Raw genomic sequence first — 24930 nt, 5'->3', positions numbered from 1 at the left:
GTTGCAAGCGCCCCCCGGGGCGCTTTTTTTTTGAAAGTCGGGGTCAGGTCTGGCAATCCGCCAATCGTTAAAGTATGGTAGTCAGACTTTTACCTTTTTTGTCATAAGCAAATAAGGACTTCGTTGTTGAGATATCATGCGATTGCGCATACCCTAGCGGATCTTGGAAGGATTTCGCATGGATCTGTCGTTCATCGTTTCTGGTTTTGTCGTAGGCCTGCTCGTCGGATTGACCGGCGTTGGCGGCGGTTCGCTCATGACGCCGATCCTGACCTTGATGTTCGGGGTTTCGCCCTCGGTGGCGGTTGGCACTGACCTGGCCTTTGCCTCCATTACCAAGACTGCGGGAACGGCCACCCATCGCCTGCGCGGCACCGTGCGCTGGGATATCGTGCGCCTGCTATGCTATGGCGCCCTGCCAGCCGCCCTGGTGGCCACCTATGGCCTCAAGCATTTCGGCGCGCTCGACAGGCAAATCGGCCATTTGATCCGCTTGTGCATCGCCGGTTCCGTCATGCTGACCGTGCTGGCGATCCTGTTCCGCGGGAAAATGCTGGCATGGATGCTGGCCCACCCGGATCGACAGTTGCAGGGCAGGGCGCTGAGCAGCGCCACTATCATTGCAGGCGCCGTGCTGGGCACCCTGGTCACGATTTCCTCCATCGGCGCAGGTGCCGTTGGCGCCACCCTGCTGGTACTGATGTACCCCCGCCTCACCCCGGCCGAAGTGGCCGGCACCGACATCGCCTACGCCGTGCCGCTGACTGCCATCGCCGCAGCAGGGCATTGGTGGCTCGGTTCCATCGACTGGACTTTGCTGCTGACTTTGCTGGTCGGCTCCGTGCCTGGTATTACCATCGGCTCCTGGTTCGCCAAGTCCGTGCCAGAACGCATCTTGCGCGGCATGCTGGCGACAGTCCTGGTGACTGTTGCCGCCAAACTCGTTGCATGACTGCCGATTTGGCATCTAAGCAAATAAAAAAAGGGTAGTTTGGTTTATAACGCATGAATGCGAACATGCGCTCCTGTTAGTCGAAAATGTAATAAGGGAGCAAGCATGTCAGCAGTTGCGTTGCCGACAAGAACGCCGGCAGGCGAGGTCAAAGCCCGCAAAGCGCCATACCGCGTGATGCCCGGCTTCAACTTGTCGCTTGGTTTCACCATTCTGTACCTGACCCTGATCGTCCTGATCCCGCTATCGGCGATCTTCCTCAAGACTTTCACCATGACCTGGGATGGCTTCTGGACGGCCGTCACCTCGGAACGCGTGGTCGCCTCATACAAGCTGACTTTCGGCGCATCCTTCATCGGCGCCTTGCTGAACGTCTTCTTTGGCGGCATCGTGGCATGGGTGCTGGTGCGCTATCAATTCCCGGGCAAGCGCATTGTCGATGCACTGGTCGACCTGCCTTTCGCGCTGCCGACAGCCGTTGCCGGCATCACCCTGACCGCCTTGTATTCCTCCAACGGCTGGTTCGGCCAATATATCGAAGGCGTCCTGTGCATCAAGGTCGCCTTCACCCCGCTGGGCGTGGTTGTTGCGCTGACCTTTATCGGCCTGCCTTTCGTGGTGCGCACCGTGCAGCCGGTGCTGGAAGACGCTGAACGCGAACTGGAAGAAGCGGCCGCCAGCCTTGGTGCCTCGGCCTTCCAGACCTTCCGCCGCGTGGTATTCCCGACCATCCTGCCATCGCTGCTGACCGGCTTTGCACTGGCCTTTGCCCGCGCCACCGGGGAATTCGGCTCTGTCATTTTCATCGCTGGCAATATGCCGCTGGTGTCAGAGATTACACCGCTGTTCATCATCACCAAGCTGGAACAGTACGACTACGCCGGCGCCACGGCCATCGCCGTGGTCATGCTGGTGGCTTCTTTCCTCATGCTGTTGACGATTAACCTGCTGCAGGCATGGTCTCGCGGGAGGAATGCCAAATGAGCGCATCGGTAACGCCAATCCGCCGCGGCGAACTGCCGCAACGCCATGACGTGCTGGAACCGCGCTGGGTGCGCTACGCGCTGATCACCGTGGCGCTGACGTTCCTGACCCTGTTCCTGTTCGTGCCGCTGGTGGCAGTATTCACCGAAGCGCTGAAAAAGGGCTGGGACGTGTATGCCAGCGCCATCCTGGAAGACGACTCGATTGCCGCCATCAAGCTCACGCTGTTGACGGCCGCAATTGCGGTGCCGTTCAACCTGGTGTTCGGCGTGGCAGCTTCCTGGGCCATCACCAAGTTCGAATTCCGCGGCAAGAGCCTGTTGCTGACGCTGATCGACTTGCCGTTCTCGGTGTCGCCGGTGATTTCGGGCCTGATCTACGTGCTGCTGTTCGGTGCCCAGGGCTGGTTCGGACCATGGCTGGCGGAGCACGACATCAAGATCCTGTTCGCCGTGCCGGGCATCGTGCTGGCGACCGTGTTCATCACCTTCCCATTCGTGGCGCGCGAACTGATTCCGCTGATGCAGGCCCAGGGCAGCGAGGAGGAAGAAGCGGCCGTGGTGCTGGGCGCAAACGGCTGGCAGACCTTCTTCCGCGTGACCCTGCCGAACATCAAGTGGGGCCTGCTGTATGGCGTGATCCTGTGTAACGCCCGCGCCATGGGCGAATTCGGCGCGGTGTCGGTGGTGTCGGGCCATATCCGCGGCGAAACCAACACCATGCCGCTGCAGGTCGAGATCCTCTACAACGAATACAACTTTGCCGCCGCCTTTGCCGTGGCCTCGCTGCTGGCATTGCTGGCGCTGGTCACCCTGGCAGTGAAAACCTTTATCGAATGGCGCCTGCACGAAAATTACGGCGACGACGCCAAGGAGCATTGATATGACGATCGCAGTCAAGAACATCAACAAGCGTTTCGGCGACTTCGTCGCACTGGACAATGTATCGCTCGACTTCCCGCAAGGCGAGCTGACCGCGCTGCTCGGCCCATCGGGCTGCGGCAAGACCACGCTGCTGCGCTGCATCGCCGGCCTGGAACACCCGGACTCGGGCCAGGTGCTGCTTGACGGCTCGGATGCGTCCGACCGCCACGTGCGCGAACGCCAGGTCGGTTTCGTGTTCCAGCACTACGCGCTGTTCAAGCACATGACCGTCTTCGAAAACGTGGCCTTCGGCCTGCGCGTCAAGCCGCGCAAGGAACGTCCATCGGAAGAGCAGATCCGCCGCAAGGTGAAAGAGCTGCTGGAGCTGGTGCAGCTGGATTGGCTGGCCGACCGTTACCCGCCGCAGCTCTCCGGCGGCCAACGCCAGCGTATCGCCCTGGCCCGCGCGCTGGCCGTTGAACCGCGCGTGCTGCTGCTCGACGAACCGTTTGGCGCGCTGGATGCCAAGGTGCGCAAGGAACTGCGCCGCTGGCTGCGCCGCCTGCATGATGAACTGCACGTGACGTCGATCTTCGTGACCCACGACCAGGAAGAAGCGCTGGAAGTGGCCGACCGCGTGGTGCTGATGAACAAAGGCCACGTCGAGCAACTGGGTTCGCCGGACGAGGTGTACAACCATCCTGCGTCGCCGTTCGTGTACGGCTTCCTCGGCAACGTCAACGTCTTCCACGGCCGCGTGCATGAAGGCGTGCTGGCCAGCGACGGCGTCGAATTCGACGTGGAAGGCCACGGCAGCGGCAAGGGCACGGCGTACATTCGCCCGCACGACCTGGAGGTCGAACGCTATGTGCCGGGGGCGGAGGGCATCGTGGTCAAGCTGCGCCGCGCACACGCCATCGGCCCATTGGCCCAGCTCGACCTGGAGCGCGCCGACAATGCCCAGATCATCGAAGCCACGATCTCCAATGAACGCTATATCCAGCTTAACCTGAAAGACGGCGAAACCCTGGTGGTGCGGCCCAAGCGCCTGCGCGTCTTTGTCGATGAAGGGGCACATGCATGAACTTCCAGCAGTTACGCTCCGTCCGTGAAGCGGCACGCCGCAACTACAACCTGACCGAAGTGGCCAATGCGCTGTTCACGTCCCAGCCGGGCGTGAGCCGCCAGATCCGCGAACTGGAAGATGAACTGGGCGTCATCATCTTCGAACGCAACGGCAAGCGCCTGACCGGCCTGACCGAGCCTGGCAAAGGCATCCTGAAGATCGTCGACCGCCTGCTGGTGGAAGCGGAAAACCTGCAGCAGGCCAGCCTGGAATTCACCGGCCAGAAAAGCGGCACGCTGACCATCGCAGCGACGCACACTCAGGCGCGCTATGCGCTGCCGAAGGCGGTGTCGCATTTCCGCAATGCGTTCCCGGACGTGCGCATCGCCTTGCAGCAAAGCGCGCCGGACCATATCGCCGAATGGGTCCTGTCGGGCAAGGCCGATATCGGCATTGCCACCGAAGGCCTGTCGCAATTCCCCGACCTGGTGTCCTTCCCGTGCTACCGCTGGAGCCACCTGGTGGTGGTGCCCGATGGCCACCCGCTGCTGACACGTTCGCCGATCCGCCTGGAAGACCTGGCCGAATACCCGCTGATCACCTACGACGTCGGCTTCACCGGCCGTGGCCACATCGATGCCGCTTTCGACAAGGCCGGCGTGCGTCCCGACATCGTGCTGACCGCAATGGATTCAGACGTCATCAAGCAATATGTGGCGCTTGGCCTGGGCGTTGGCCTGGTGGCCTCCATGGCGTTTGACCATGGCCGCGACAAGGGCCTGCGCGCCATTGAAGCATCGCACCTGTTCGCAGCGAATACAACCCGGCTGGCGGTGCGCAAAGGGGCTTACCTGCGTACCTACGCTTATGAATTCATTTCGCAGTTTGCCCCTGATTTGACGCGCGCCGAGATCGAACAGGCCATGCTGGGCGGCGAGGCCTAGAATTCCTCCCAGCCGTCGGCCGTCCCATTGGCCGCGACGGCGCCACGCTTCGGCTTTGCCGGAGAGGCAGGGCGGGCGGCTGCACGCGGCTTGAGCTGGGTGACCACGGCACTGCGGCGTGCCGGCATTGCTTCCTGCACCGATGCGGCGAGGCGGAACACGCTGACGGCCTGCGACAATGACGCAGCCTGCTCCTGCAAGGCGCCTGCTGCAGCGGCAGCTTGCTCCACCAATGCGGCATTTTGCTGGGTGGCGCTGTCCATCTGCACCACGGCCGCATTGATCTGCTGCAGGCCCGAACTCTGTTCGCCGCTGGCAGCCGAGATTTCGCCGATGATGTCGGTCACCTGCTGCACGCTGTTGACCACTTCGCCCATAGTGGCGCCGGCCTGGTCGACCAGCCGGCTGCCTTCCTCGACCTGGGCCACCGAGTTGTCGATCAGGTGCTTGATCTCCTTGGCCGCATTGCCGGCGCGCTGCGCCAGGTTGCGCACTTCCGACGCAACGACGGCAAAGCCGCGCCCCTGTTCGCCGGCACGCGCCGCTTCCACTGCCGCATTCAGCGCCAGGATATTGGTCTGGAAAGCGATGCCGTCGATGACCGAAATGATTTCCACGATCTTGTAGGCCGACTCGTTGATGGCGCTCATCTTGTCGACCACCTGTGCTACCACCGCGCCGCCGCGCCGGGCCACTTCCGAGGCGTTCCCCGCAAGCTGGTTGGCCTGCCTTGCATTGTCGGCGTTCTGGCGCACGGTGGAAGTCAGTTCTTCCATCGACGAGGCGGTTTCCTCCAGCGAGCCGGCTTGCTGCTCGGTGCGCGCCGACAGGTCCATATTGCCGGTGGCGATTTCCGACGAGGCGGTGGAGATGGAATCGGTGGCGCTGCGCACGTTGCCGACGATGCCAACCAGGCTATTGTTCATTTCACGCAAGGCCGCCAGCAGCTTGCCGGTTTCGTCCTGCGAAGTGACGTCGATTTGCTGCGTCAGGTCGCCGGCCGCCACGCTTTCGGCGATGCGCACCGCACGGCCCAGCGGGGCGGTAATGCTGCGCACCAGCCACCAGCCAATGCCGGTCGCCAGCGCCAGGCCGCCGGCGAGCATGCCAATGACCACCAGGCGGAAGCTTGCGTAGCTGGCCTGCGAGGACTCGTAGACCTGTTTGCCGACATCCATCTGCAATTGCACGAGATGGTTGATCAGGTCGCGCACCGGCAGGAAGCTCTCTTTCATGCGGCCGTGCATCTGCGCCTTCATCTTTTCCATATCGCCGGCACGCCCGGCTTCCAGGGCCGGATTCATCCCCTCCTGGAGGAAGCTTGCATGGGCCGCGGCAAAGCGTTCCGCCAGCGATTTTTCTTCATCCGTCATCTTGGTGGCGGCGTAGGCTTTCCAGGTACTGTCGGTTTTGGCCAGGCCTTCTTCGACAGTCTTGACCATTTCCGGCAACGCTGCCGGACCGACGGTGAGGGCGTCGGACATGGCCAGCTGGTTGCGGTTAATCGTGCGGATGACTTCCTGTAACTGGCCCAGCGCGACGAGCCGGTCTTCATAGACGGTCTGCAGCGATGCATTCGTGTTGGCGAGGCTGGCGATGCCGGCAATGCCGATCACCGTCATCATGACCGACAGGATGGCCAGGACCGCTACCAGGCGGGCTTTGATTGTAAGGTTGTTCAGCATGTACGGCTCCGGCCCGCGCAGGTGCGCCGGCATTGTAGGGGGGGAGTTCAACATGCCGCGTGGGCGAGGCGGCGGGCTTCGGGGGTATTTGGGCCGGCCATGCGGCACCCCGGAACCCGATGCTAACAACAAGGTTCCCGCTAGGCAAGTGAGATTTGGTGAGAATGTGGCGTATTCGCCGCCGCCGGAGCGCGCACCGCGCCGTTCGAATGTCGGCTTGCCAATGACGCTTCTCCGACAAGACGGAAAGCACAGGCAGCTTCCGACAGCACGGCGGACTGCCGCTGCATGGCAGCTGCAACGCCGGCTGCCTGCTCGACCAGCGCAGCATTGCGCTGCGTGTCCGCATCAATCTGGATGAGCGCCCCATTGAGCTGGTCGATGCCAACGCTTTGCTCATGGCTGGCCGCGGTGATCTCGTTAATGGTGTCGCCAACCTGGTGCACGGCCTGCACGACCTCGCCCATGATGGCATGCGCCGCTGCCACGGCGGCATCCAGTTCAAGCAGGCCGGCCTGCAGTGGAGCGCACTCCGCGGCGCCGCTGACCTCTTCCAGGCTGCGCGACGCCTGCCTGATCGCCTCCATTTTGCCAAACACCAGGAACACTGCCGCCCCGCCGCGCGTCGTGGCATGCGACGCGCGCTGTGCCAGATGATTCGCCTGCCGGGCATTGTCGGCATGCTGGCGCACGATGCTGGCCAGCTCCTCCATCGACGCCGCGGTTTCCTCCAGTGATTTCGCCTGGGACGCGGTCCGTTGCGAGAGATGCAGGCTGCCGCAGGCAACCTGGCCTGAGGCAGCAGCGATGTCCTGCGCAGACTGGCGCACGTGGCCGGCCATGGCAGCGAGGTTCGCGTTCATTTCCTTTAGCGCGGCGAGGAGCTTGCCAGTTTCGTCATGCGTGCGAACCTCGATCTGTTGCGTCAGGTCGCCCCGGGCAACGGCTTGCGCGACCGCCACCGCGCGGTTCAAGGGAACGGTAATGCTGCGCACCAGCCACCGGCCTACGACTGCGACCAACACGAAGCCTGCTGCCAAAAGGGCAGTCACCAGCGTGCGCTGCCTGGCGTAGTTTGCCGCGGACATTGCATATTGGACCCTGCCATGCTCCAGCTGGTAGGCGATCAGCTTGTCCATCTCGATCCGGATCTTTGGAAACATATGTTCTATAGGCCCGTTCACCAATGCACGCATGGTCTCGATATCGCCGGCTTTTCCGGCCACCAGGGCAGGGGCCAGGGCATCGAGCATGAAATGCTTGCGCGCCGCGTCGAATCGTTCGGCGATTTCCTTTTCTTCTTCGGAGGCGAAGGATGCGCTGTACTGCTGCCACAGGCGGCTGGTGGCATCGCGATCCTGTTCGATCTGCTCGATCGCCGCCGGCAAGGCAGCGGGGGCCGAATTCGCAGCGCGGTGAAGCGCGAGCTGGTTGCGCAGCATGATGCGCATCATGTTGTCGAGATGGCCAAGTGACATCAACCGTTCTTCATACACGGTGCGCAACGCGTCGTGGTTTCTGCCAAGGCCGGCCAAGCCGGCGCCCCCAACGGCAAGCAGCAGGATGGACAACATGGAAAGGACGGCAACAAGCCGCGCCCTGATGGTCAGGTTCTTGAACATGTCGATTTCTTATTGGGGAGTTTGACAAGGCCGCAGGGAGGGGGCGGCAAAGAATCAGGGACGGCATGGCCTGCGGGCGCAGGCAACCTGAATGGGGAATAGTATCAACAACATTCCCGCGCAGCAAATGAATTCATCGTCAGGAAAAGGCCTGACCTTGCGGTTACTGGCCCGGGTTGGGCAGCCTGGCGTGGATTGCGTCGACTGCCGCCACGACCTCCGGCGACAGCCGCACGTCGAAGGCATCGATGTTTTCCTTGAGCTGCGCCAGCGTGGTGGCGCCGATAATGGTCGAGGCGACGAACCAGCGCGAGTAGCACCATGCCAACGCAAGCCGGGCTGGCGTCATGTCGTTGTCGCGCGCCAGTTTTGCGTACTGCGCAACCGCCTCCAGCACGCCTGGACGCAGGTAGCGCGGGCTCCAGGTCGGCGGGAAGATCGTCAGGCGGCCGTGCGCCTTCGGGTCGTCGTGGTATTTTGCCGTGAGCTGGCCGAATGCCAGCGGGCTATATGCCATCAGGCTTACTTGCTCGCGGAAGCAAGTCTCGGTGAGGAAGCTGGTTTCGACATGGCGCGCCGTCAGGTTGTACAGGTTCTGGATAGTGGCAATGCGCGGCAAGCCCTTCATCTCGGCTTGCTTGACGAATTCGGATACGCCCCAACTGCTTTCGTTCGACACGCCGATATGGCGGATCTTGCCTTCCTTGATCAAGTCGCCCAGCACGGCCAGCGTTTCTTCGACGGCGATGCTGTGGCGCTCTTTTTCAGGATCGAACTGGCTGGCGCCGAAGATCGGCACATTCCGGCTTGGCCAGTGCAGCTGGTACAGGTCGATGCAGTCCGTCTGCAGGCGCTGCAGGCTGGTCTCCACGGCAGCGCGGATATTGGACGCGTTGTGGTTGCTCTTGCCCTTGCGGATCCAGTGCATGTAAGGGTTGGGGCCTGCAATCTTGGTCGCCAGCACCACGCCGGCGCGGCGGCCGGACCTTTTCAGCCAGCTGCCGATGAAACGTTCGGTATCGCCCTGGGTCGCGGCGGACGGCATGACCGGATACAGTTCCGCCGTATCGATGAAATTGATGCCGCGCTCCAGCGCATAATCTAGCTGGGCGTGCGCGTCCGCTTCCGTGTTCTGCTGGCCGAAAGTCATCGTGCCCAGGCAGATCTTGCTGACTTTCAGGTCGCTGCGTCCAAGGGCGATTTTTTCCATGTTCAGGCTCGCAAGGCGTCCGCGCAATCGCGTACCAGCGCCGGGCCGGCGTAGATCAGGCCGGAGTAGAGCTGTACCAGTTGCGCGCCGGCTTCGATCTTGGCCCTGGCGTCCTTGCCCTGCATGATGCCGCCAACGCCGATGATCGGCAGCGCATCGCCCAGTTCCGCTTTCAGCAGGCGGATCACGTTGTTGGACAGTTCGAATACCGGTGCACCGGACAGGCCGCCGGCTTCAGCGCCGTGCTGAATGCCTTCCACCGCAGTGCGGCTCAGGGTGGTATTGGTGGCGATCACGCCGTCGATCTTGTGGCGCAGCAGCGCGTCGGCGATATTCTTAACCTGGTCGCCATCCATGTCGGGCGCGATCTTCAGGGTCATCGGCACGTAGCGCTTGTGCTGGTCGGCCAGGCGCAGTTGCGCTTGCTTCAGCTGCGACAGCAGGCCGTCGACTTCCGACGCGCCCTGGAGCTGGCGCAGGTTCTTGGTATTCGGCGAGGAGATGTTGACGGTGACGTAGCTGGCGTAGGGATAGACTTTGTCCAGGCAATGCAGGTAGTCGTCGACCGCGCGCTCGATCGGCGTATCGGCATTCTTGCCGATGTTCAGGCCCAGCACGCCCTCGCGGTTCTGGTAGAAGCGCGACGACTGCACATTGGCCACGAAAGCATCGACTCCCCCATTATTGAAGCCCATGCGATTGATGATGCCTTGCGCCGCAGGAATGCGGAACATGCGCGGCTTCGGGTTGCCCGGCTGGGCGCGCGGAGTCACGGTGCCCACTTCAATGGAACCGAAGCCGAGGTCGGCCAGCGCGTCGATGAAGGCGCCATCCTTGTCCAGGCCAGCGGCCAGGCCGACCGGGTTGCGGAAGGTCAGGCCCATGACGGTGCGCGGATCGTCTTTCGGACGGCGCACCATGGCGCGGGTCAGGCCCAGTGCGGACAGGCGCTTGAGTGCCGGCAGGGTGAAATGGTGGGCGGATTCCGCGTCCATCGAGAACAGGATGGGGCGGGCGAGGGAGTACAGGAATTTGTCGGACATTGTGGGCAGCTTTGGTGTATTTTTGTAGCATTTTACACTGCGCTCCCTGGAGGACCTTCCGTGATCAAGCCTGGACTTGCCTTGCTGGCCTGCCTTTCCCTGCCCGTCGTTGCCGCCGAAAACCCGCTCTCCGCCGCCATTGCGCGCGACTACAAAGCCAGCCTGGAGCCCCTGTTCAACCACTTGCACGCCAATCCAGAGCTGTCCTATATGGAAGTGCAGACGGCCGCGCGCATGGCCAGGGAATTGCGTGCAACAGGCTTCGAGGTGACAGAAAGCGTGGGCAAGACCGGCCTGGTGGCCATACTGCGCAACGGCAAAGGCCCGACCGTGATGGTGCGCGCGGACATGGATGCGCTGCCCGTGGAAGAGAAATCGGATGCGCCGAACGCCTCCAAGGTGAAGGTCAAGGATTCGAGCGGCAACCTGGTACCGGTAATGCATGCCTGCGGCCACGACGTGCACATGACCAGCCTGGTCGGCACGGCCCACCAGATGGCGGCGCACAAGGGCGAGTGGAAAGGCACCTTGATGCTGGTCGGCCAGCCAGCCGAAGAACGCACCGGCGGCGCGCTGGACATGATGGCCGACGGCATCTACAAACGCTTTGGCAAACCGGATTACGCGCTGTCGCTGCACGTGGGCGCCGACATCGAAGCCGGCAAGATCGAGGCCAGCGAGGCGCCGTTTTCCGGCGCCGACCTGATGGAGATCGTGGTGCACGGCATTGGCACGCACGGCGCCAGTCCGCATACAGGCAAGGACCCGGTCGTGATCGCATCGCAGATCGTGCTGGCGCTGCAAACCGTGGTCACACGCGACATCGCCCCGCGTGAAGCAGCCCTGATCACCGTCGGCTCTTTCCACGCCGGCACCAAGGGCAATGTGATCAGCGATACGGCGCGCCTGGAGCTGACCGTGCGCTCGGAAAGCGACGAGACGCGCGCCAGGCTGCTGGAGGGAATCAAGCGCGTGGCCGAGAACACCGCGCGGGCTGCAGGCGTACCGGAAGACAAGCTGCCGGAAATCCGCCACACCGACCGGCCCGTGCCGCCAACCCTGAACGACAAAGCGATGCTGCAGCGCCTGCGTACCGTATGGTCCAGCAAACTGGGTGAGGGCATTTTCGACAAGGGCTACCAGCGCGGCAGCATGGTGGGCGAGGACTACGCCCACTTCATTTACGGCCAGGGCATCCCGAGCGTGTATTTCATGGTGGGCGGCACGCCGGCCGCGCAGGTGGAAGCGGCACGCGCCGGCAAAGGCACGATTGCCTACAACCATAGCCCGCTGTTCCGCGCCGATGCGGAAAAGTCGATCCAGACCGGCGTGTTGGCAACTACGGTTGCGCTGCTGGATTTGATGAAGATGTGAGCGGTCCCCACACGCCCTTGATGCGGGCTTCCAGGGGCTGGAACTTGATCTTGTAGTTCATCTTCGGGCTGTCTTCGATCCAGTAGCCCAGGTAGACGAAATCGAGCCCCAGCTCGTGCGCCTGCGCGATTTGCCACATCACGTTGTAGGTACCGAACGACGCACCCGGCACGTCAGGGTCGAAGAAGGTGTAGACCGACGACAGGCCATCCGACAGCACGTCGATGATCGACACCATGCGCAGCGTGCCATCGGGCTCGCGGAATTCCACCAGGCGCGTATTGACCCGGCTTTGCAGCAGGAACTGGGCATACTGGTCGCGCGAATCCTGGTCCATGCCGCCGCCCGCGTGGCGGGTGCTCTGGTAGCGCAGATAGAGCTCGTAGTGCTCGTCCGAGAAGGACAGGCTGGCAACACCCGCCTCCAGGTTGCCGTGGCGCGCCCAGGCGCGGCGCTGGCCGCGTGTCGGCTTGAAGCCGGCGGCCACGACGCGCACCGGAATGCAAGCCTGGCAGCCGTCGCAATATGGACGATAAGTAAAGATGCCGCTGCGGCGGAAACCGTTCTTCACCAGCTCCGAGTAGACGTCGGCGTTGATCAGGTGCGAGGGCGTTGCCACTTGCGAACGTGCCTGGCGCGCATCAAGGTAGCTGCACGGATAAGGCGCCGTTGTATAAAACTGCAACGTTGCGAAGGGAAGGTCGTTAAGCTGCGTCATGAGTCATATCATAACGCGTCCGCGGCTTAAAACGGTGCGACAGGGCACCAATCGCGTATCTGTGGCATCACAATACTTTTCTGCAAGTGTGCGATGAAGTCCTTGCGCGGAATCGGCCGCGCGCCGAGCGATGCCAGGTGGCCGGTCTCCTGCTGGCAATCGATCAGTTCCACGCCGTGCTGTCGCAAAAAATGCACGAGGTAGGCCAGGGCCACCTTGGAACCGTCGGTGACGCGCGCAAACATCGATTCGCCGTAGAACATGGTGCCGATGGAAACGCCGTAGGCGCCGCCCACCAGTTCGCCGTCCAGCCACAACTCGGAGGAATGGGCGAAGCCCTGCTGGTGCAGGCCGGTGTAGCCGGCGATGATGTCTTCCGAAATCCAGGTGCCGGGGCCGTCGCGGCGTGGTGCGGCGCAGGCGCGCATCACCTGCTCGAAGGCGCTGTCGAAACGCACTTCCCAGCGCTGGCCGTCGCGCGCAATCTTCCTCAGCGTCTTGCGCAGGCTGTCGGAAATCTTGAAGTCGGCGGTGCGCAGCACCATGCGCGGATCGGTGCTCCACCACAGGATGGGCTGGCCCTCGGAAAACCAGGGGAAGATGCCGCGCTGGTAAGCGGCCAGCAGCCGCTTCGGCGACAGATCAGCGCCGGCGGCCAGCAGGCCCGGCGCGTCCGTGGTCAAGGCTTCGGAGACGTCGGGAAAGGGCGTGTTGACGTCGAGCCAGGGAATCATGTGTCGGACGACTGGCGCATCGGCTGGGTAATGTCCTGGGTATGGAAGCCGTAGCTGCCGCTTTCGCGCATTCTGGCGCGGTCGGCAAAGAAGAATTCCAGCGTGGTGCGGATGGTGGGGAAGGCCAGCTCATCCCATGGGATTTCCGCTTCCGTGAACATCTTGACATCCAGGCTTTCTTCGCCCGGCGCAAAATCGAGGTCGCGCAGGGTGGCGAGGTAGAACATATGCACCTGGTGCACGCGCGGCACGTTGAGCAGGGTGTACAGGCTGCCAAGGTCGATATTGGCGCCGGCTTCTTCTTCGGTTTCGCGCTGGGCTGCCTCGGCGGTGGTTTCATTGTTTTCCATGAAGCCGGCCGGCAGGGTCCAGAATCCGCGGCGCGGCTCGATCGCGCGCTTGCACAGCAAAACTTGCAACTCGCCATCACGCTCCCAGACCGGGACCGTACCGATCACCATTTTGGGATTTTGATAATGGATTGCCGAACAGTTGACGCAAACATAACGCGGCCGGTTGTCGCCGGCCGGCACCATCAACTCAACAGGGTGGGCGCATTCTGAGCAAAATTTCATAGGGTCTACTGTACACCGAACGGCTCGTTGCCGGAATTCAGCGAAATATATTCGAGCTATCGTAAGAAGAAGTGGGATAAATATTGCCTAAATTGGCGAGACGCCCTATAATACTCGCATCAGACGCGGGGTGGAGCAGTCTGGCAGCTCGTCGGGCTCATAACCCGAAGGTCACAGGTTCAAATCCTGTCCCCGCAACCAGAATTCAGAAGAAACCGTCATCAGCAGCTAGCGATGACGGTTTTTTTTCGTCTTTTTACGCCGCTGCGTGGGCCTGGCGCAGGAAATCCAGCACTTCGTCGCTCATCATGCGGCCGGCACGGAGCGCCGGCTCGCTTTCGAGCGCCTCGCGGAAGCGTTCACGCACGCCCGGCGCGTTGCCGACCATATCGGTGAACAGTTCAAACCAGCGCTGGGCCAGCGCACGTGCTTCAGGCGCCGATGGCGAGGGATTGGCGGCCATTTGCGCGCAGATTTCGCCGATCAGTGCCGGCCATTCGTGGGCGCGGGTGCGGAAATGCTTGTGCATGGTCTCGATTTCCTCCGGCCGCATATATTTGGCATACAGCGCCAGTTTGCCTTGGCCGCTGGCCGCCGCAATATAGTTGCGCATCTCGAGCGTCACGCCGCTTTGCTTGCGGTATTCCTCTTCGCGCGACCACATATTGTCGAGCCGATGCATGATGTCGACACTGTGGCCGGCCTGGCGGCTGAAGGTCGCCATCCATTTTTCGGCCAGCGCTTGAACCGCAGGATCGGACGGCGGGATGCCCGCCGCCATTTTCTGCCCTACGGCTTCGATCAATTCCGACCACTCTTCGGGCGCGGCTGGGTCGTTGTAGATTGGCAGTTGAGCCAGTTCTTCCTTGGTAAAGTATTTGTCGTACACGGTCATTTGCTCCAGTGTGGTTAGCCAGGTGGCCAGTTCCGGCTCCTCGCCCGCCAGCAATTGCCCGCGCAGGGCCGTCAACTGCTCGCGCAGTTTGGCGGCTTCGGCGATTTGCCGGTCGAGCGAATCGATCTGGCGGGAAATCAGGTCGGGCAGGGAAGAGCCGGGCTTGGCCAGGAAGTGACCGATGTCGGCCAGCGCCATGCCGAAACGGCGCAGCGCCTGCACCTGGTGCAGGCGCGCCACGTCGTCGCGGTTGTAGAGGCGGTAGCCGGCGTCGGAACGTCCCGAAGGCTTGAGCAGGCCGATGCTGTCGTAATGGTGCAGGGTGCGCACGGTCAGGCCGCAACGGCGCGCCAGTTCACCTACTTTCAACATCATCTTCCCGCTCCTTTCTTCGTTACGTTACTGCCATGCTGGAGCCTCACGCTAGGTGAGGGTCAAGCGCTGCGTGCAAAAAGATGATGGTAAGCGATCCATCCCTTATGATGTTGGACATGCAACGTTTGTTTTTACTCATCGCGACCCTGCTGCTTGCCGTCCTGTGGCGCGCCGACAGCGGCCACGTGCCGAATGCCCATCCGGCGCTGGCCATGCTGCCCCTGCAGATGGCCTGGGCCTGGGAGCGGCCGGAAGACCTGCGCTGGCTGCCGGGCGATGCCGGGGTGGCGTTCGTCGCCTCCAGCATCATGCTGCAGGGCGATGAAGCGCTGGTGCGTCCACGCACCGCGCGCCTGTTGATGGAGCCTGCCACGGCGCGCGTGCCGGTGCTGCACGTCGACATGTCGGGACACGAGCCGCCGGCATTGAACGAAGCGCAGCTACAGGCCATCGTCAAGGAACTGCTGCGCATTGCGCCGGGAGCCAACCGCCAAGTAGTGCAGCTCGATTTTGAAGTGCGGCGCTCGCAGCGTCCCTTCCTGGCCCGCACTGTCGCCGCCATCCGCCGCAGCTTGGCGCCCGACATGGCGCTATCGGTGACGGCGCTGGCGTCCTGGTGCCTCGACGATGCCTGGCTGGCCGAAGGCATGGCTGACGAGGTTGTGCCGATGGCCTTCCGCATGGGACAACAGCAGCACGAGCTTCGCCAGCGCCTGCGCTGGCAAGGATTCACCCAGCCCTATTGCCGCCAGGCCGCCGGCTACGCGACCGATGAACCGCGGCTGCGCCGGCTGGCTCCGCGCAGCTATTATTTTTCCCCTCGTTCCTGGACGGCTGCGCAATGGCAAGCCCTCCATGCACCAACCAAGGTCCGCTCTCCATGAAACGTTTCTCCAGTTTGCGCAAGTTCGCAGCCATGACCGCGCTAGTCGTCCTGCCGCAATATGCTTTCTCCAGCGGCTTCGATGGCTTCACCTACAACCTCTACGCCAATGAACTGATGGTCGCACCGCGCGCGCTGCCCCAATACGCGGCCGGCAACCTTGGCGTGCTGTCGAGCAGCTACTGGCGCGTCTATCTCTACCTTGCTTACCAGGCAACCAAAGGGCACGGCCTCACTCCGGCGCAAGTCGCTTCGCTCCATGTGTGGGATTGGCATGTAGGGGAAGGCCACAGGGCCTGGGACTACGTCGGCAACGCGGAGAAGAATGGCAGCGGGGAATGGTTCAAGGCGCGTACGCCGCTCGCGGTGCAGGCAGGCTTGCCGGCCGAGGCCGAAGTCAAGATCACTGGCAGCGAAGACTGGGGCAGCTATGTGAATTGCCACCCCGATGCCTTCCGCCGCGCCGCCGCGACCGCAAAGGCGCGCGCGCAACTGGGCCCTGGCGGCAAGCCTGACCAGTGGTTCAAAGCATGGCTGGAAGGGCAGGACGCGGTATTTGCCAATTGCGGCTTTACAGGCGGACCATCGAGTCCGGTGCTGCCGCCCGCGATACCGGAGAGCGCGCCCGCATGGCTGAAGGCAGACCGCGCGTATCAGGAAGCGGCAGCCAATTTCTATTCGGGCAACCTGGACGCCGCGCGCCGCCAGTTCCAGGCAGTGGCGCAGGATGCGAACTCGCCCTGGCAGCCGCTGGGCGCCTACCTGGCAGCACGATGCCTGATCCGCATGGCCACGCTGCAAAGGGAGGAGGCAGGCGACAATCGTATCGCCAGGTTCAGGCAGGCGCGCGAAGAGCTTGAAGCGCTGGCGCCTTCCTACGCGCCAGCAAGGCAAATGATGCTCCTGATCGACGCGCGCCTCGATCCCGCAGCGCAGGTGAAGGTGCTGGCGCGCCGCCTGGAGAAGGAACCTTTCAGCGCCGATACGCCGCGCATGTTGAGCGACTACCTGCTGCTGCTCGACAAGCTGCCGCGCAATGAAATGATCGAAGCCAGGGAGCCGCTGACGGCATGGATCGGCACCATGCAAGGCGACTCGTTCGGTTGGTATGACAGCAGCGACAATCCGGAAGTGAAGGAGCGCCGCAAGCTGGCACTGGAGGTGACGCGCCAGCAATGGCAGAAGCATGGAGACGCCCTGTGGCTGGCACCCCTGCTGACATTCGCCCGGTCCGGTGAGCTTGGCGAGGCAGAAAAGAAGGCCGCCGCGGCAGTGCCCGCCGGCCATCCGCTCTACCAGACAATGCAATACAACCTTGTGCGCCTGGCTGTTTCTGAAAACCGCCTGGCGCAAGCGGACAAGGACGTCGACCGCCTGCTGGCAAGCCAGGGCAAGGCCATGTCGGTGGCAACCACCAACCGCTTCCTGGCGCTGAAGATGCTGACGGCAAGTACGCTGGACGGTTTTGTCAGGGCCGGGCGAAGAGTCCAGGACCCCGTGGAACGCGGCGCACCGATCGATGATGCGGCAAAAGATCCGGAAGGAACCGACGGCGATTTTTACGTGGCGGTCTACCGCTACCTGCCGATGGCCAGCCTGAAGGCGCTGTACGCCCACCCCGGCCTGCTGCCGGCCTCGAAAGTGGAGCTGCGCGAGGCCATCTTCACGCGCGCCCTGATTGCCAATGACGAAGCGACCGCGCTCTCCCTGCTGGATGGCGTCGCCGAAGGGCGCAAGACTACCGCACATTTGTACGCGCGTTATCGCAAGGCTGCCAGCGGAGCGGAACGCAAGCTGGCCGCGGCGCTGATCCTGGTGAACACGCCGGAACTGCGGCCGCATGTGATCAGCAATGCAGCTGTCGGCAACGATGTCTACGGCAAACCGGTCAGTATCGGCGAGCGGCCGGCACCGGCGCCGCGCTTCCTGAGCGAGGAGCAGCGCGCCGAAGCAGAACGCGAGCAGCAAAGCTTGCGCCAACTCTCATTGCGTTCGATTTTCCTGGCCCCGACCCTGATGGCATGGGCTTCGGCCAAGCCGAATGACGCGGAGGCGCCGAAGGCCTTGCATCTGCTGGTGGCATCGATGCGCAACGAAAGCCCCTGGGTCTATGCTGCCGAGGAGCGCTTGCCTGCTCAAACGGAGTTGCGCAACAAGTACTCCAGGCAAGCTTTCGCCATGTTGCACAAGCTGTACCCGAACAGCGACTGGGCCAGGAAAACCAAATACTACTACTGAGGCTAGCCCTCGAACGCCAGGCTGGCCCACAGGTGGGCCGCCGCCATCGTGCGGTGCGGGGAGTAGCGCTGCAGCAGGGCCTCAGTACGCGCCATGTCAGGCTTGCTCTCTTCGCCCAGCAACCGTTGCAGCGCTGCGCGGATGGCCACGTCGCCATGCAGCGAACAATCGGCGAAGCCGTAGCCGCGCAGCAGAGCGTAGTTGACCGTCCACGGCCCGATGCCTTTCACCGCCAGCAGGTTTTGACAGATCGCCGGGATCGGATTGTCCTCGCGCTCCTCGATATCGAGCTCCCCGGCCGCGACCAGCTGGGCGAAGCGGAGCAGGGTTTCAGCCTTGGCGCGCGAGAATTTGCGGGTAGTCAGGTCTTCCACGGCGAGCCTGGCCACATCCGCCGCCTCGGGATAGCACCACAGGCCGGCCTTGTGCTGGCGCCCCGCCTGCAAGATGAAGGTGCGGCGCAAGGCGATGGCGAAGGACAGGTTGATCTGCTGGCCGATGATGGCCCAGGTCAGCGCCTCGAACACGGTTGCCGACTGCACGATCCGCAGGCCAGGCTGGCGGGCGACCAGCGGGCCGAGCAGCTCGTCCCCGCGAGCAAACGCAACGAACGGTGCGGGATCAATGTGAAGGCCGAGGATGTTGCGGGCAGCGGCTTCGATGCGCGCCGCCAGCGCCGCAGGAACCTTACGGGCACGCGGCAGGTCAATGTCGGCATCGCACACGGCGGAACGTGCGCGGCCCTTGGGCAACGCGATGGCCAGCAGCACCGGCACGCCATCCAGCAACATCCCTTTGCGGATCGCATCCGGACTCACTTGTTCCGCGACGCTTTCGGCATCGCGGCTATGGAAGGCCAGTACGTCCTGCACCCGGTACGCGGCGGGCAGGGCCAGTGAAAATGTATGCTTCATGCAGCCTCGGTATTCCGCATCCAGGGCAGTTTGACCTTGTAACCGGTGACCAGCATGGTGCCGGCAATGACGATGGCCGCGCCGGCAACCGTGTACCAGCCCACCACTTCGTGCAGGAACAGCGTGCCCCACAGGATGCCGAACAAGGGATTCAGGAAGGTAACGGTCAGCGCCGAAGTCGGCCCCACATCGCGCACCAGTCCAAAGTAGAGCAGGTAAGCGATGCCGCTGCACAGCACGCCCAGCGCCAGGGCAGCGCCCATGATGCCGATGGTCGGCTCGCCCGGTTGCGGGAAGATCGCCAGGGACGGTATGGTCAGCAAGGCCGCAGCCCACATGCTGCCGTGAGCGTTGGCGAAAGGCTCAACGCCCTGCGCCGACCTGGCCACCTTGGTATAGGTAGTGGCGATGCTATAACTGAAGGCAGCCAGGGTAGCTGCGGCGATAGCCAATCCGGCGCCATCCTTGCTGCTCACATGGTCGAAGCCGACCAGTATCGCCACGCCTGCCGTGCCCAAAGCCAGCCCAAGCATTACTCGCCCCGAAACCATATGGCGATGCCACACGGCGCCGACGATAGCGCCCCAGATCGGCGCGGTCGCATTCAAGACCGACAGCACGGAAGCGGTCAGCGTCTTCGCCGCAAAGGCGAACAGCAGGAAGGGCAGGGCAGAGTTGAAGAAGCCCAGCACCAGGTAATGCTTCCAATGCTGGCCCAGGTCAAGCCGCTTGCGCAGCACCAGCGCCACCGCGGCCAGGAAGACCGCCGCGAACGTCACCCGGTACTCGATGAGCACACCCGGCCCCAGCACCGGCGCCGCAATGCGCATGAACAGAAAGGAGCCACCCCAGATGGCAGCCAGCAAAATCAGTTTAAGAAGGTTCGCAGTATTCATATTGTTCAGTTCGTGTCACACCGTGGGGTCACACCCCGAGTGTGACACGAGCTCGTCTGTAACATGGTTGAGCCCGTGTCACACTTGGGGACTCGGCGTCCCCGTGATGACCCCATGGTGTGACACGGGCTGGGCTGTGGCAAGCTGATTCTTGCTATTGAATTCATGTCGGGCAGGCGGGGCCGGGGGCTGTGGCCAGGGCGGCGGCGTGGTTGATCTGCAGGACTTCGGGAACGCCGTTTTTTACCGCCGTCATTTCGGCCAGGATGGAGATCGCGATTTCGGGCGGTGTCTTGCTGCCGATGTACAGGCCGATCGGGCCGTGCAGGCGGGCGATCTGTTTCTCGGTCAGGTCGAACTGCAACAGCCGTTCGCGCCGCTTGTTGTTGTTGGCGCGCGAGCCAATGGCGCCGATGTAGAAGGCGTCGGACTTGAGCGCTTCCATCAATGCCATGTCGTCCAGCTTGGGGTCGTGCGTCAGCGCGACCACGGCGCTGCGCGAGTCGAGCTGCATCTCCAGCACCAGGTCGTCGGGCATGGCGTGCACCAGCGGCACTTCGGGCAGGGCCCAGCCGGCGCGGTATTCTTCGCGCGGGTCGCAGACGGTGACGTGGTAGTCCATGGCCGTGGCGATCTGTGCCAGCATGCGCGATAACTGGCCGGCGCCAATGATCAGCAGCCGCCAGCGCGGGCCATGCTGGGTGACCAGCAAATCGCCGCTGCGTTCCAGCACCGCGCCGGGACGGGCACGTTCGAGGGTGACGGCGCCGTTGCCCATGTCTAGCGTGCGCGCCACCAGCTGGTGCTCCGCCAGTCGTTCCAGCAGCTCGTCAATGCGGCTGTGCGGGCCGAGGGGTTCCAGCGCCAGTTCGATGGTGCCGCCGCAGGGCAGGCCGAAACGGTGGGCTTCGTCGGCCGTGATGCCGTAGCTGACGACCTCCGGCAACTGGCGCACGATGCCTTCCTTGCGCACGCGCTCGATCAGGTCGTCTTCGATGCAGCCGCCGGAGACCGAGCCGACTACGCGCCCATCGTCGCAGATGGCCAGGTTGGCGCCGATCGGGCGCGGGCTGGAGCCCCAGGTGCGGATGACCGTGACCAGTTCGCAGCGGTGTCCCGCGGCCAGCCAGGCGGAGCAAGTCTTGAGTACTTCGAGGTCGATGCTGTCCATGCATCGAACTATAGCAAGGGTCAGCGCTTTTTGCAGACGGCCCTGAAGGCCTTTTCCGGCAGGCTGTCGGGGGCGATCGTTTCGGGATCGTAGGCTTCGTATTTGAAGGTGCCTACCGGCTCGCCGTTGCCCAGGACGTCGGCGTGGAAGGTCTGGCTGAGCAGGGTGCGGGTGCCGGCCTCGCAGGCATACAGGTGCAGCGAGCGCACCGAGAGATACATCTTGCCGTCGGGCGCGGTTTGCGGCTTGCGGAAGGTTTCCATGGTCCAGGCCTTGCGGCCTTCGGCAGCGCTGCGCACGGATTTGCTGTCGAGCAGGAGGGTGCTGTCCTTGTCCCTGGAGACGGTGGTCCAGGGCCCCGCCAGCGCCACGCCGGGCGCCAGGGCGAGCATCAGGACCGCTGTTTTCATGGCAGCAGCGGGCGCTTGGCGGCCTGCTTGGCCTTGATTTCGGAAACGCTGCGGTCTATCGCGGCCAGGCGGACGGTGACGTTCGGGTGGATCGCGGTGTAGCCATTCAGCGCCGTCGCTGGATACTGGCCGGACAGGCGTTGCCAGAAGTTGCGTGCATTGCCGATGTTGTAGCCGGCGCGCGCCAGCATGTACAGCGCCAGGTTGTCGGCTGCCACGTCGTAATCGGCAGGCATTGGCCGTACGCCGGCTGTCCCGACCAGCATGGTCAGGTCAGGCCGCACCGATGCCAGGTTGTCGATGATGCTGGCCATGGTGGCGGTGCTGCGCATGGTGCCGGCGTGGCCGAGAATGTTGTGCGCCAGTTCTTTCGCCATGACGTAGGCCACGGCTTCATCGTTCTGCGCGAAGTTGATCATGCCGCGCGTCAGCATGACGCGGCTGCCGTCGTTGTAGGCGTTCACATTGTCCGAGTTGCCCAGGTCGACGCGGAAGGCGCAGGCGCGGGTGACGGGCACGTTCAGCGTCTGGCTGTTGCCATTGCGTGCAATGGTCATGCTCAAGGTGGCGCTGTTGGCGGTCAAAGGACCGAAGACGGCTGCAGCCTTGCTTTCGGCATCATGGCCTTTCGGCAGCGGCTTGCCGCCAGCGGCGATCAGGTCGTCGCCCTTGCGCAGGCCGGCCTTGGCGGCGCCGCTGCCAGCCAGTACGCCGGACACTTGCAGTACATCGTCGTAGCCCAGCACGGCGGCCGATGCGTCGCCGTATTCGCCGGGATAGGAGTATTTGTTCTTGGCGGTGAACCCAAGCAGGTTGCGCGCCTGCGCCTTGCACAGGTCAGCGTTATTGATCAACAGCGGGGCGGCGATGCGGTACAGGCGTTCCTGCAGGCTGGCGATCACCTTCAGGTTGTCGCGTGCGGCCTGCATCTGCGGCGTCACCACCGGGGCAACTGGCGCCGACGGCGGCGTTGGCTGAGCCGGGGCGGCCGGCTCGCTGCCGGATTGAAAAGTTGAACAGGCTGAGAGCAGGAGCGAGGCCGCAATCGCGGGCCAGGTAAGCGGCGAATTCGAATTGTAGCGTTGCTCTACTGCCATAAATATTTCCTCAGTGCTTGCCTGTGCTGCCGAAACCTCCGGCGCCGCGGTCGCTGGCCTCGAAGTCTTCGACAACATTGAAGCCAACCTGCAGCACGGGCACGATGATCAATTGCGCCAGGCGCTCCATTGGATTCAGCGTAAACGTGTTGAAGCCCCGGTTCCAGGTAGACACCATCAATTGTCCCTGGTAATCGGAGTCAATCAAGCCTACCAGATTCCCCAAAACAATGCCGTTCTTGTGGCCCATGCCGGAGCGGGGCAGGATCATGGCGGCATAGCCCGGATCGGCGATATGAATCGCCAGGCCGGTCGGCACCAGCACGGTCTGGCCGGGTTCGATGACCAGCGGCGCATCGATGCAGGCGCGCAGGTCGAGGCCGGCGCTGCCAGGCGTTGCGTAGGCCGGCATCTGGTCTTTCATGCGCGGATCGAGGATTTTGACGTCTACAGTTTTCATTGGAATAGCGAGTTCTTGTCGATGCGTTTGGCGATTTCGGAAATCAGCTGGCGCGCCAGCGTGAGCTTGTCGGCGCGCGGCAGGATGGTATGTCCGTTCTCGTCAAACAGGATGATGGTGTTGTCGTCCTGGCCGAAGGTGTTGTGGCCGATATTGCCGACCAGGAGCGGGATGCCTTTGCGTTCGCGCTTGCTGGCGCCGTATTCGATCAGGTTTTCCGATTCGGCGGCGAAGCCTACGCAATAAGGCCAGCCGGCCAGGCTGGTGCGGGTGGCCACGCTGGCCAGGATGTCCGGGTTCTGTTCGAACTTCAGTTCCGGCACGCTGTTGTCGCCGGTTTTCTTGACCTTCTGCGCGCTCGGGTTCACGACCTTCCAGTCCGCCACCGCGGCTACGGAAATGAACACGTGCTGGCCGCCGATGTGATCCATTACGGCGTCGAACATCTGCTGTGCGCTTTTGACGTTGTGGCGCTCCACGCCGTACGGCGTCTCCAGCGCGACAGGGCCGGACACCAGGGTCACTTCGGCGCCCGCTTCACGCGCGGCGCGCGCTACGGCGTAACCCATCTTGCCGGAGGAAAGGTTGGTGATGCCGCGCACCGGGTCGATGGCTTCGAAAGTCGGGCCCGCAGTGACCAGGATGCGCTTGCCGGCCAGGACTTTCGGCTGGAAGGCGGCGATCATTTCCGCCAGCAGTTGTTCCGGTTCCAGCATGCGGCCCAGTCCCACTTCACCGCAAGCCTGGTCGCCCGCGGCGGGACCGAACACGGTGATGCCGTCTTCGCGTACCTGCTCCACGTTGCGCTGGGTGGCGGGATTGGACCACATTTCCACGTTCATGGCGGGCGCGATCAGCAGCGGCACACGGCTTGGGCGGGCCAGGCACATGGTCGACAGCAGGTCGTCGCACACGCCGTGCGCCAGCTTGACAATGAAGTCGGCGGAGCAGGGCGCGATCAGGATGGCGTCGGCGTCGCGCGTGACGTCGATGTGGGCCATATTGTTGTTCACGCGCGGATCCCACTGGCTGTTGAAGACCGGCTTGCCGGACAGCGCCTGCATCGTCACCGGGGTGATGAAGTGGGTCGCGGCGTCGGTCATCACGACCTGCACCGAAGCGCCTTCCTTGGTCAGCGCGCGGCACAGTTCAGCGGCCTTGTAGCAGGCTACGCCGCCGGACAGGCCGAGGACGATTTTCTTGCCAGTCAGTTCCATTTTGCTGCTCCTACTTGTTCACGCGGCGCAGTTCGTCCAGTACGAACAGTGCGGCGCCAATGCAGATGGCGGTGTCGGCGATGTTAAAGGCCGGGAAGTGGCCGAAGCCGCTCCAGTGGAAATCGAGGAAGTCGATCACGTGGCCGTGCCAGATGCGGTCGATCACGTTGCCCACTGCGCCGCCCAGGATCAGGGACAGGGCCCAGCAGAACATGCGCTGGCCGCTGTGGCGCATCAGCAGGTAGACGATGTACAGCGCGGCGATCACGCCGATGGCGGTGAACAGGTGGCGTTGCCAGCCGCCTTCGTTGGCGAGGAAGCTGAATGCGGCGCCTTTGTTGTAGGCCAGGACCAGGTTGAAGAAGCTGGTGATGACTTTCTCTTCGCCGTATACGAACAGCTTGTTGATCGTGATCTTGCTTAGCTGGTCCAGCAGGATGATGATGAAGGCGATGCCCAGCCACGGGGCCATGCTGCCGGAGGCGGGTTTGCTGCTGAAGGTGGTGGTCTTTTTGGTGGCCATAAATAGCTTTTTCTTTGTGCTTGCCAGAACCGGGGAACCAGTGTCTGACCCGCAGGGTCAGACACTCATCTGCGGCGGCCG

Annotated in this window: 24 protein-coding genes and 1 tRNA gene; 9 read left to right on the top strand and 16 right to left on the bottom strand. The window is 63.1% G+C overall.

Annotated elements, in window-relative coordinates; translation table 11 throughout:
* Positions 1 to 178: 178 nt before the first annotated feature.
* The 5 genes from ACN9M3_RS25425 to ACN9M3_RS25405 all read left to right on the top strand — a co-directional run bounded on the left by ACN9M3_RS25425 (position 179) and on the right by ACN9M3_RS25405 (position 4809).
* Positions 179 to 952 (top strand): sulfite exporter TauE/SafE family protein, encoded by a 774-nt coding sequence (locus ACN9M3_RS25425; protein WP_426319004.1) that lies wholly within the window; start codon positions 179 to 181, stop codon positions 950 to 952.
* A 105-nt stretch (positions 953 to 1057) separates the two neighbouring features.
* The gene (gene cysT, locus ACN9M3_RS25420; RefSeq protein ID WP_426319003.1) at positions 1058 to 1936 is read left to right on the top strand and encodes a sulfate ABC transporter permease subunit CysT; all 879 of its coding nucleotides are present in this window, start codon (positions 1058 to 1060) and stop codon (positions 1934 to 1936) included.
* On the top strand, positions 1933 to 2817 hold the full coding sequence (gene cysW / locus ACN9M3_RS25415; RefSeq protein WP_426163933.1) for a sulfate ABC transporter permease subunit CysW: 885 nt from the start codon (positions 1933 to 1935) through the stop codon (positions 2815 to 2817). Before cysT ends, cysW begins: the two co-directional genes overlap by 4 nt.
* Before the next feature lies 1 nt (position 2818).
* Positions 2819 to 3883, top strand: a complete 1065-nt coding sequence (locus ACN9M3_RS25410; RefSeq protein WP_426163930.1) for a sulfate/molybdate ABC transporter ATP-binding protein — start codon at positions 2819 to 2821, stop codon at positions 3881 to 3883.
* Positions 3880 to 4809, top strand: coding sequence for a CysB family HTH-type transcriptional regulator (locus tag ACN9M3_RS25405; RefSeq protein ID WP_426319002.1), 930 nt, complete (start codon positions 3880 to 3882; stop codon positions 4807 to 4809). Before ACN9M3_RS25410 ends, ACN9M3_RS25405 begins: the two co-directional genes overlap by 4 nt.
* On the opposite strand, the gene ACN9M3_RS25400 is transcribed toward ACN9M3_RS25405, so the two are convergent.
* From ACN9M3_RS25400 to ACN9M3_RS25385, 4 genes are all read right to left on the bottom strand, one after another.
* Complete coding sequence (locus ACN9M3_RS25400; protein WP_426319001.1) at positions 4806 to 6494, bottom strand: methyl-accepting chemotaxis protein; 1689 nt, start codon at positions 6492 to 6494, stop codon at positions 4806 to 4808. The two genes, ACN9M3_RS25405 and ACN9M3_RS25400, sit on opposite strands and share 4 nt — an antisense overlap.
* A gap of 140 nt (positions 6495 to 6634) precedes the next feature.
* Positions 6635 to 8116: a Tar ligand binding domain-containing protein gene (locus ACN9M3_RS25395; RefSeq protein ID WP_426319000.1), complete on the bottom strand. Its 1482-nt coding sequence runs from the start codon at positions 8114 to 8116 to the stop codon at positions 6635 to 6637.
* Positions 8117 to 8279: 163 nt separating this feature from the next.
* The gene (locus ACN9M3_RS25390) at positions 8280 to 9326 is read right to left on the bottom strand and encodes an aldo/keto reductase (protein WP_426163921.1); all 1047 of its coding nucleotides are present in this window, start codon (positions 9324 to 9326) and stop codon (positions 8280 to 8282) included.
* 2 nt (positions 9327 to 9328) lie between these two features.
* Positions 9329 to 10369, bottom strand: coding sequence for a quinone-dependent dihydroorotate dehydrogenase (locus ACN9M3_RS25385; RefSeq protein WP_426163919.1), 1041 nt, complete (start codon positions 10367 to 10369; stop codon positions 9329 to 9331).
* A gap of 60 nt (positions 10370 to 10429) precedes the next feature.
* Between ACN9M3_RS25385 and ACN9M3_RS25380 the strand changes: the two genes are divergently transcribed.
* The gene (locus tag ACN9M3_RS25380) at positions 10430 to 11743 is read left to right on the top strand and encodes an amidohydrolase (RefSeq protein WP_426318999.1); all 1314 of its coding nucleotides are present in this window, start codon (positions 10430 to 10432) and stop codon (positions 11741 to 11743) included.
* Here the strand turns inward: ACN9M3_RS25380 and ACN9M3_RS25375 are convergent.
* Genes ACN9M3_RS25375 through ACN9M3_RS25365 form a run of 3 tightly spaced genes read right to left on the bottom strand, consistent with a single transcriptional unit; the run spans position 11709 to position 13770 of the window.
* Positions 11709 to 12461: an arginyltransferase gene (locus ACN9M3_RS25375; RefSeq protein ID WP_426163915.1), complete on the bottom strand. Its 753-nt coding sequence runs from the start codon at positions 12459 to 12461 to the stop codon at positions 11709 to 11711. The genes ACN9M3_RS25380 and ACN9M3_RS25375 overlap by 35 nt on opposite strands.
* A 26-nt stretch (positions 12462 to 12487) precedes the next feature.
* Positions 12488 to 13195, bottom strand: a complete 708-nt coding sequence (gene aat, locus ACN9M3_RS25370; RefSeq protein ID WP_426163913.1) for a leucyl/phenylalanyl-tRNA--protein transferase — start codon at positions 13193 to 13195, stop codon at positions 12488 to 12490.
* Entirely contained in the window at positions 13192 to 13770 is a 579-nt protein-coding gene (locus ACN9M3_RS25365) for an NUDIX hydrolase (protein ID WP_426318998.1), read from the bottom strand. Before ACN9M3_RS25365 ends, aat begins: the two co-directional genes overlap by 4 nt.
* Positions 13771 to 13894: 124 nt before the next feature.
* Between ACN9M3_RS25365 and ACN9M3_RS25360 the strand changes: the two genes are divergently transcribed.
* Positions 13895 to 13971 (top strand) — tRNA-Met (locus ACN9M3_RS25360).
* A gap of 55 nt (positions 13972 to 14026) precedes the next feature.
* Here ACN9M3_RS25360 and ACN9M3_RS25355 read toward each other — a convergent pair.
* On the bottom strand, positions 14027 to 15040 hold the full coding sequence (locus ACN9M3_RS25355; protein WP_426318997.1) for a MerR family transcriptional regulator: 1014 nt from the start codon (positions 15038 to 15040) through the stop codon (positions 14027 to 14029).
* Positions 15041 to 15156: 116 nt separating this feature from the next.
* Here ACN9M3_RS25355 and ACN9M3_RS25350 point away from each other — a divergent pair, with 116 nt between their 5' ends.
* Positions 15157 to 15924 (top strand): hypothetical protein, encoded by a 768-nt coding sequence (locus tag ACN9M3_RS25350; protein WP_426163907.1) that lies wholly within the window; start codon positions 15157 to 15159, stop codon positions 15922 to 15924.
* Positions 15921 to 18161, top strand: a complete 2241-nt coding sequence (locus tag ACN9M3_RS25345; protein WP_426318996.1) for a hypothetical protein — start codon at positions 15921 to 15923, stop codon at positions 18159 to 18161. The genes ACN9M3_RS25350 and ACN9M3_RS25345 overlap by 4 nt, the downstream gene beginning before the upstream one ends.
* 2 nt (positions 18162 to 18163) lie before the next feature.
* Here ACN9M3_RS25345 and ACN9M3_RS25340 read toward each other — a convergent pair whose 3' ends face one another.
* The 8 genes from ACN9M3_RS25340 to lspA all read right to left on the bottom strand — a co-directional run bounded on the left by ACN9M3_RS25340 (position 18164) and on the right by lspA (position 24849).
* Positions 18164 to 19075: a DNA-3-methyladenine glycosylase 2 gene (locus ACN9M3_RS25340; RefSeq protein ID WP_426163903.1), complete on the bottom strand. Its 912-nt coding sequence runs from the start codon at positions 19073 to 19075 to the stop codon at positions 18164 to 18166.
* Positions 19072 to 19971, bottom strand: a complete 900-nt coding sequence (locus ACN9M3_RS25335) for a DMT family transporter (RefSeq protein ID WP_426163901.1) — start codon at positions 19969 to 19971, stop codon at positions 19072 to 19074. The genes ACN9M3_RS25340 and ACN9M3_RS25335 overlap by 4 nt, the downstream gene beginning before the upstream one ends.
* 163 nt (positions 19972 to 20134) lie before the next feature.
* Entirely contained in the window at positions 20135 to 21142 is a 1008-nt protein-coding gene (locus ACN9M3_RS25330) for an XdhC family protein (RefSeq protein ID WP_426318995.1), read from the bottom strand.
* 20 nt (positions 21143 to 21162) lie between these two features.
* Complete coding sequence (locus tag ACN9M3_RS25325) at positions 21163 to 21552, bottom strand: surface-adhesin E family protein (protein WP_426318994.1); 390 nt, start codon at positions 21550 to 21552, stop codon at positions 21163 to 21165.
* Positions 21549 to 22649 (bottom strand): M48 family metalloprotease, encoded by a 1101-nt coding sequence (locus ACN9M3_RS25320; RefSeq protein WP_426318993.1) that lies wholly within the window; start codon positions 22647 to 22649, stop codon positions 21549 to 21551. Before ACN9M3_RS25320 ends, ACN9M3_RS25325 begins: the two co-directional genes overlap by 4 nt.
* A 10-nt stretch (positions 22650 to 22659) precedes the next feature.
* The gene (dut, locus tag ACN9M3_RS25315; RefSeq protein ID WP_130310784.1) at positions 22660 to 23109 is read right to left on the bottom strand and encodes a dUTP diphosphatase; all 450 of its coding nucleotides are present in this window, start codon (positions 23107 to 23109) and stop codon (positions 22660 to 22662) included.
* Positions 23106 to 24326 (bottom strand): bifunctional phosphopantothenoylcysteine decarboxylase/phosphopantothenate--cysteine ligase CoaBC, encoded by a 1221-nt coding sequence (gene coaBC, locus ACN9M3_RS25310; protein ID WP_426318992.1) that lies wholly within the window; start codon positions 24324 to 24326, stop codon positions 23106 to 23108. The genes dut and coaBC overlap by 4 nt, the downstream gene beginning before the upstream one ends.
* A gap of 10 nt (positions 24327 to 24336) precedes the next feature.
* The gene (lspA, locus tag ACN9M3_RS25305) at positions 24337 to 24849 is read right to left on the bottom strand and encodes a signal peptidase II (protein ID WP_426163890.1); all 513 of its coding nucleotides are present in this window, start codon (positions 24847 to 24849) and stop codon (positions 24337 to 24339) included.
* Between the last annotated feature and the right edge of the window lie 81 nt (positions 24850 to 24930).

The sequence above is a fragment of the Pseudoduganella sp. R-43 genome (genome assembly GCF_049913255.1).
In the GTDB taxonomy this organism is placed as follows: domain Bacteria; phylum Pseudomonadota; class Gammaproteobacteria; order Burkholderiales; family Burkholderiaceae_D; genus Rugamonas.
This window is presented reverse-complemented; position numbering and strand designations above follow the sequence as displayed.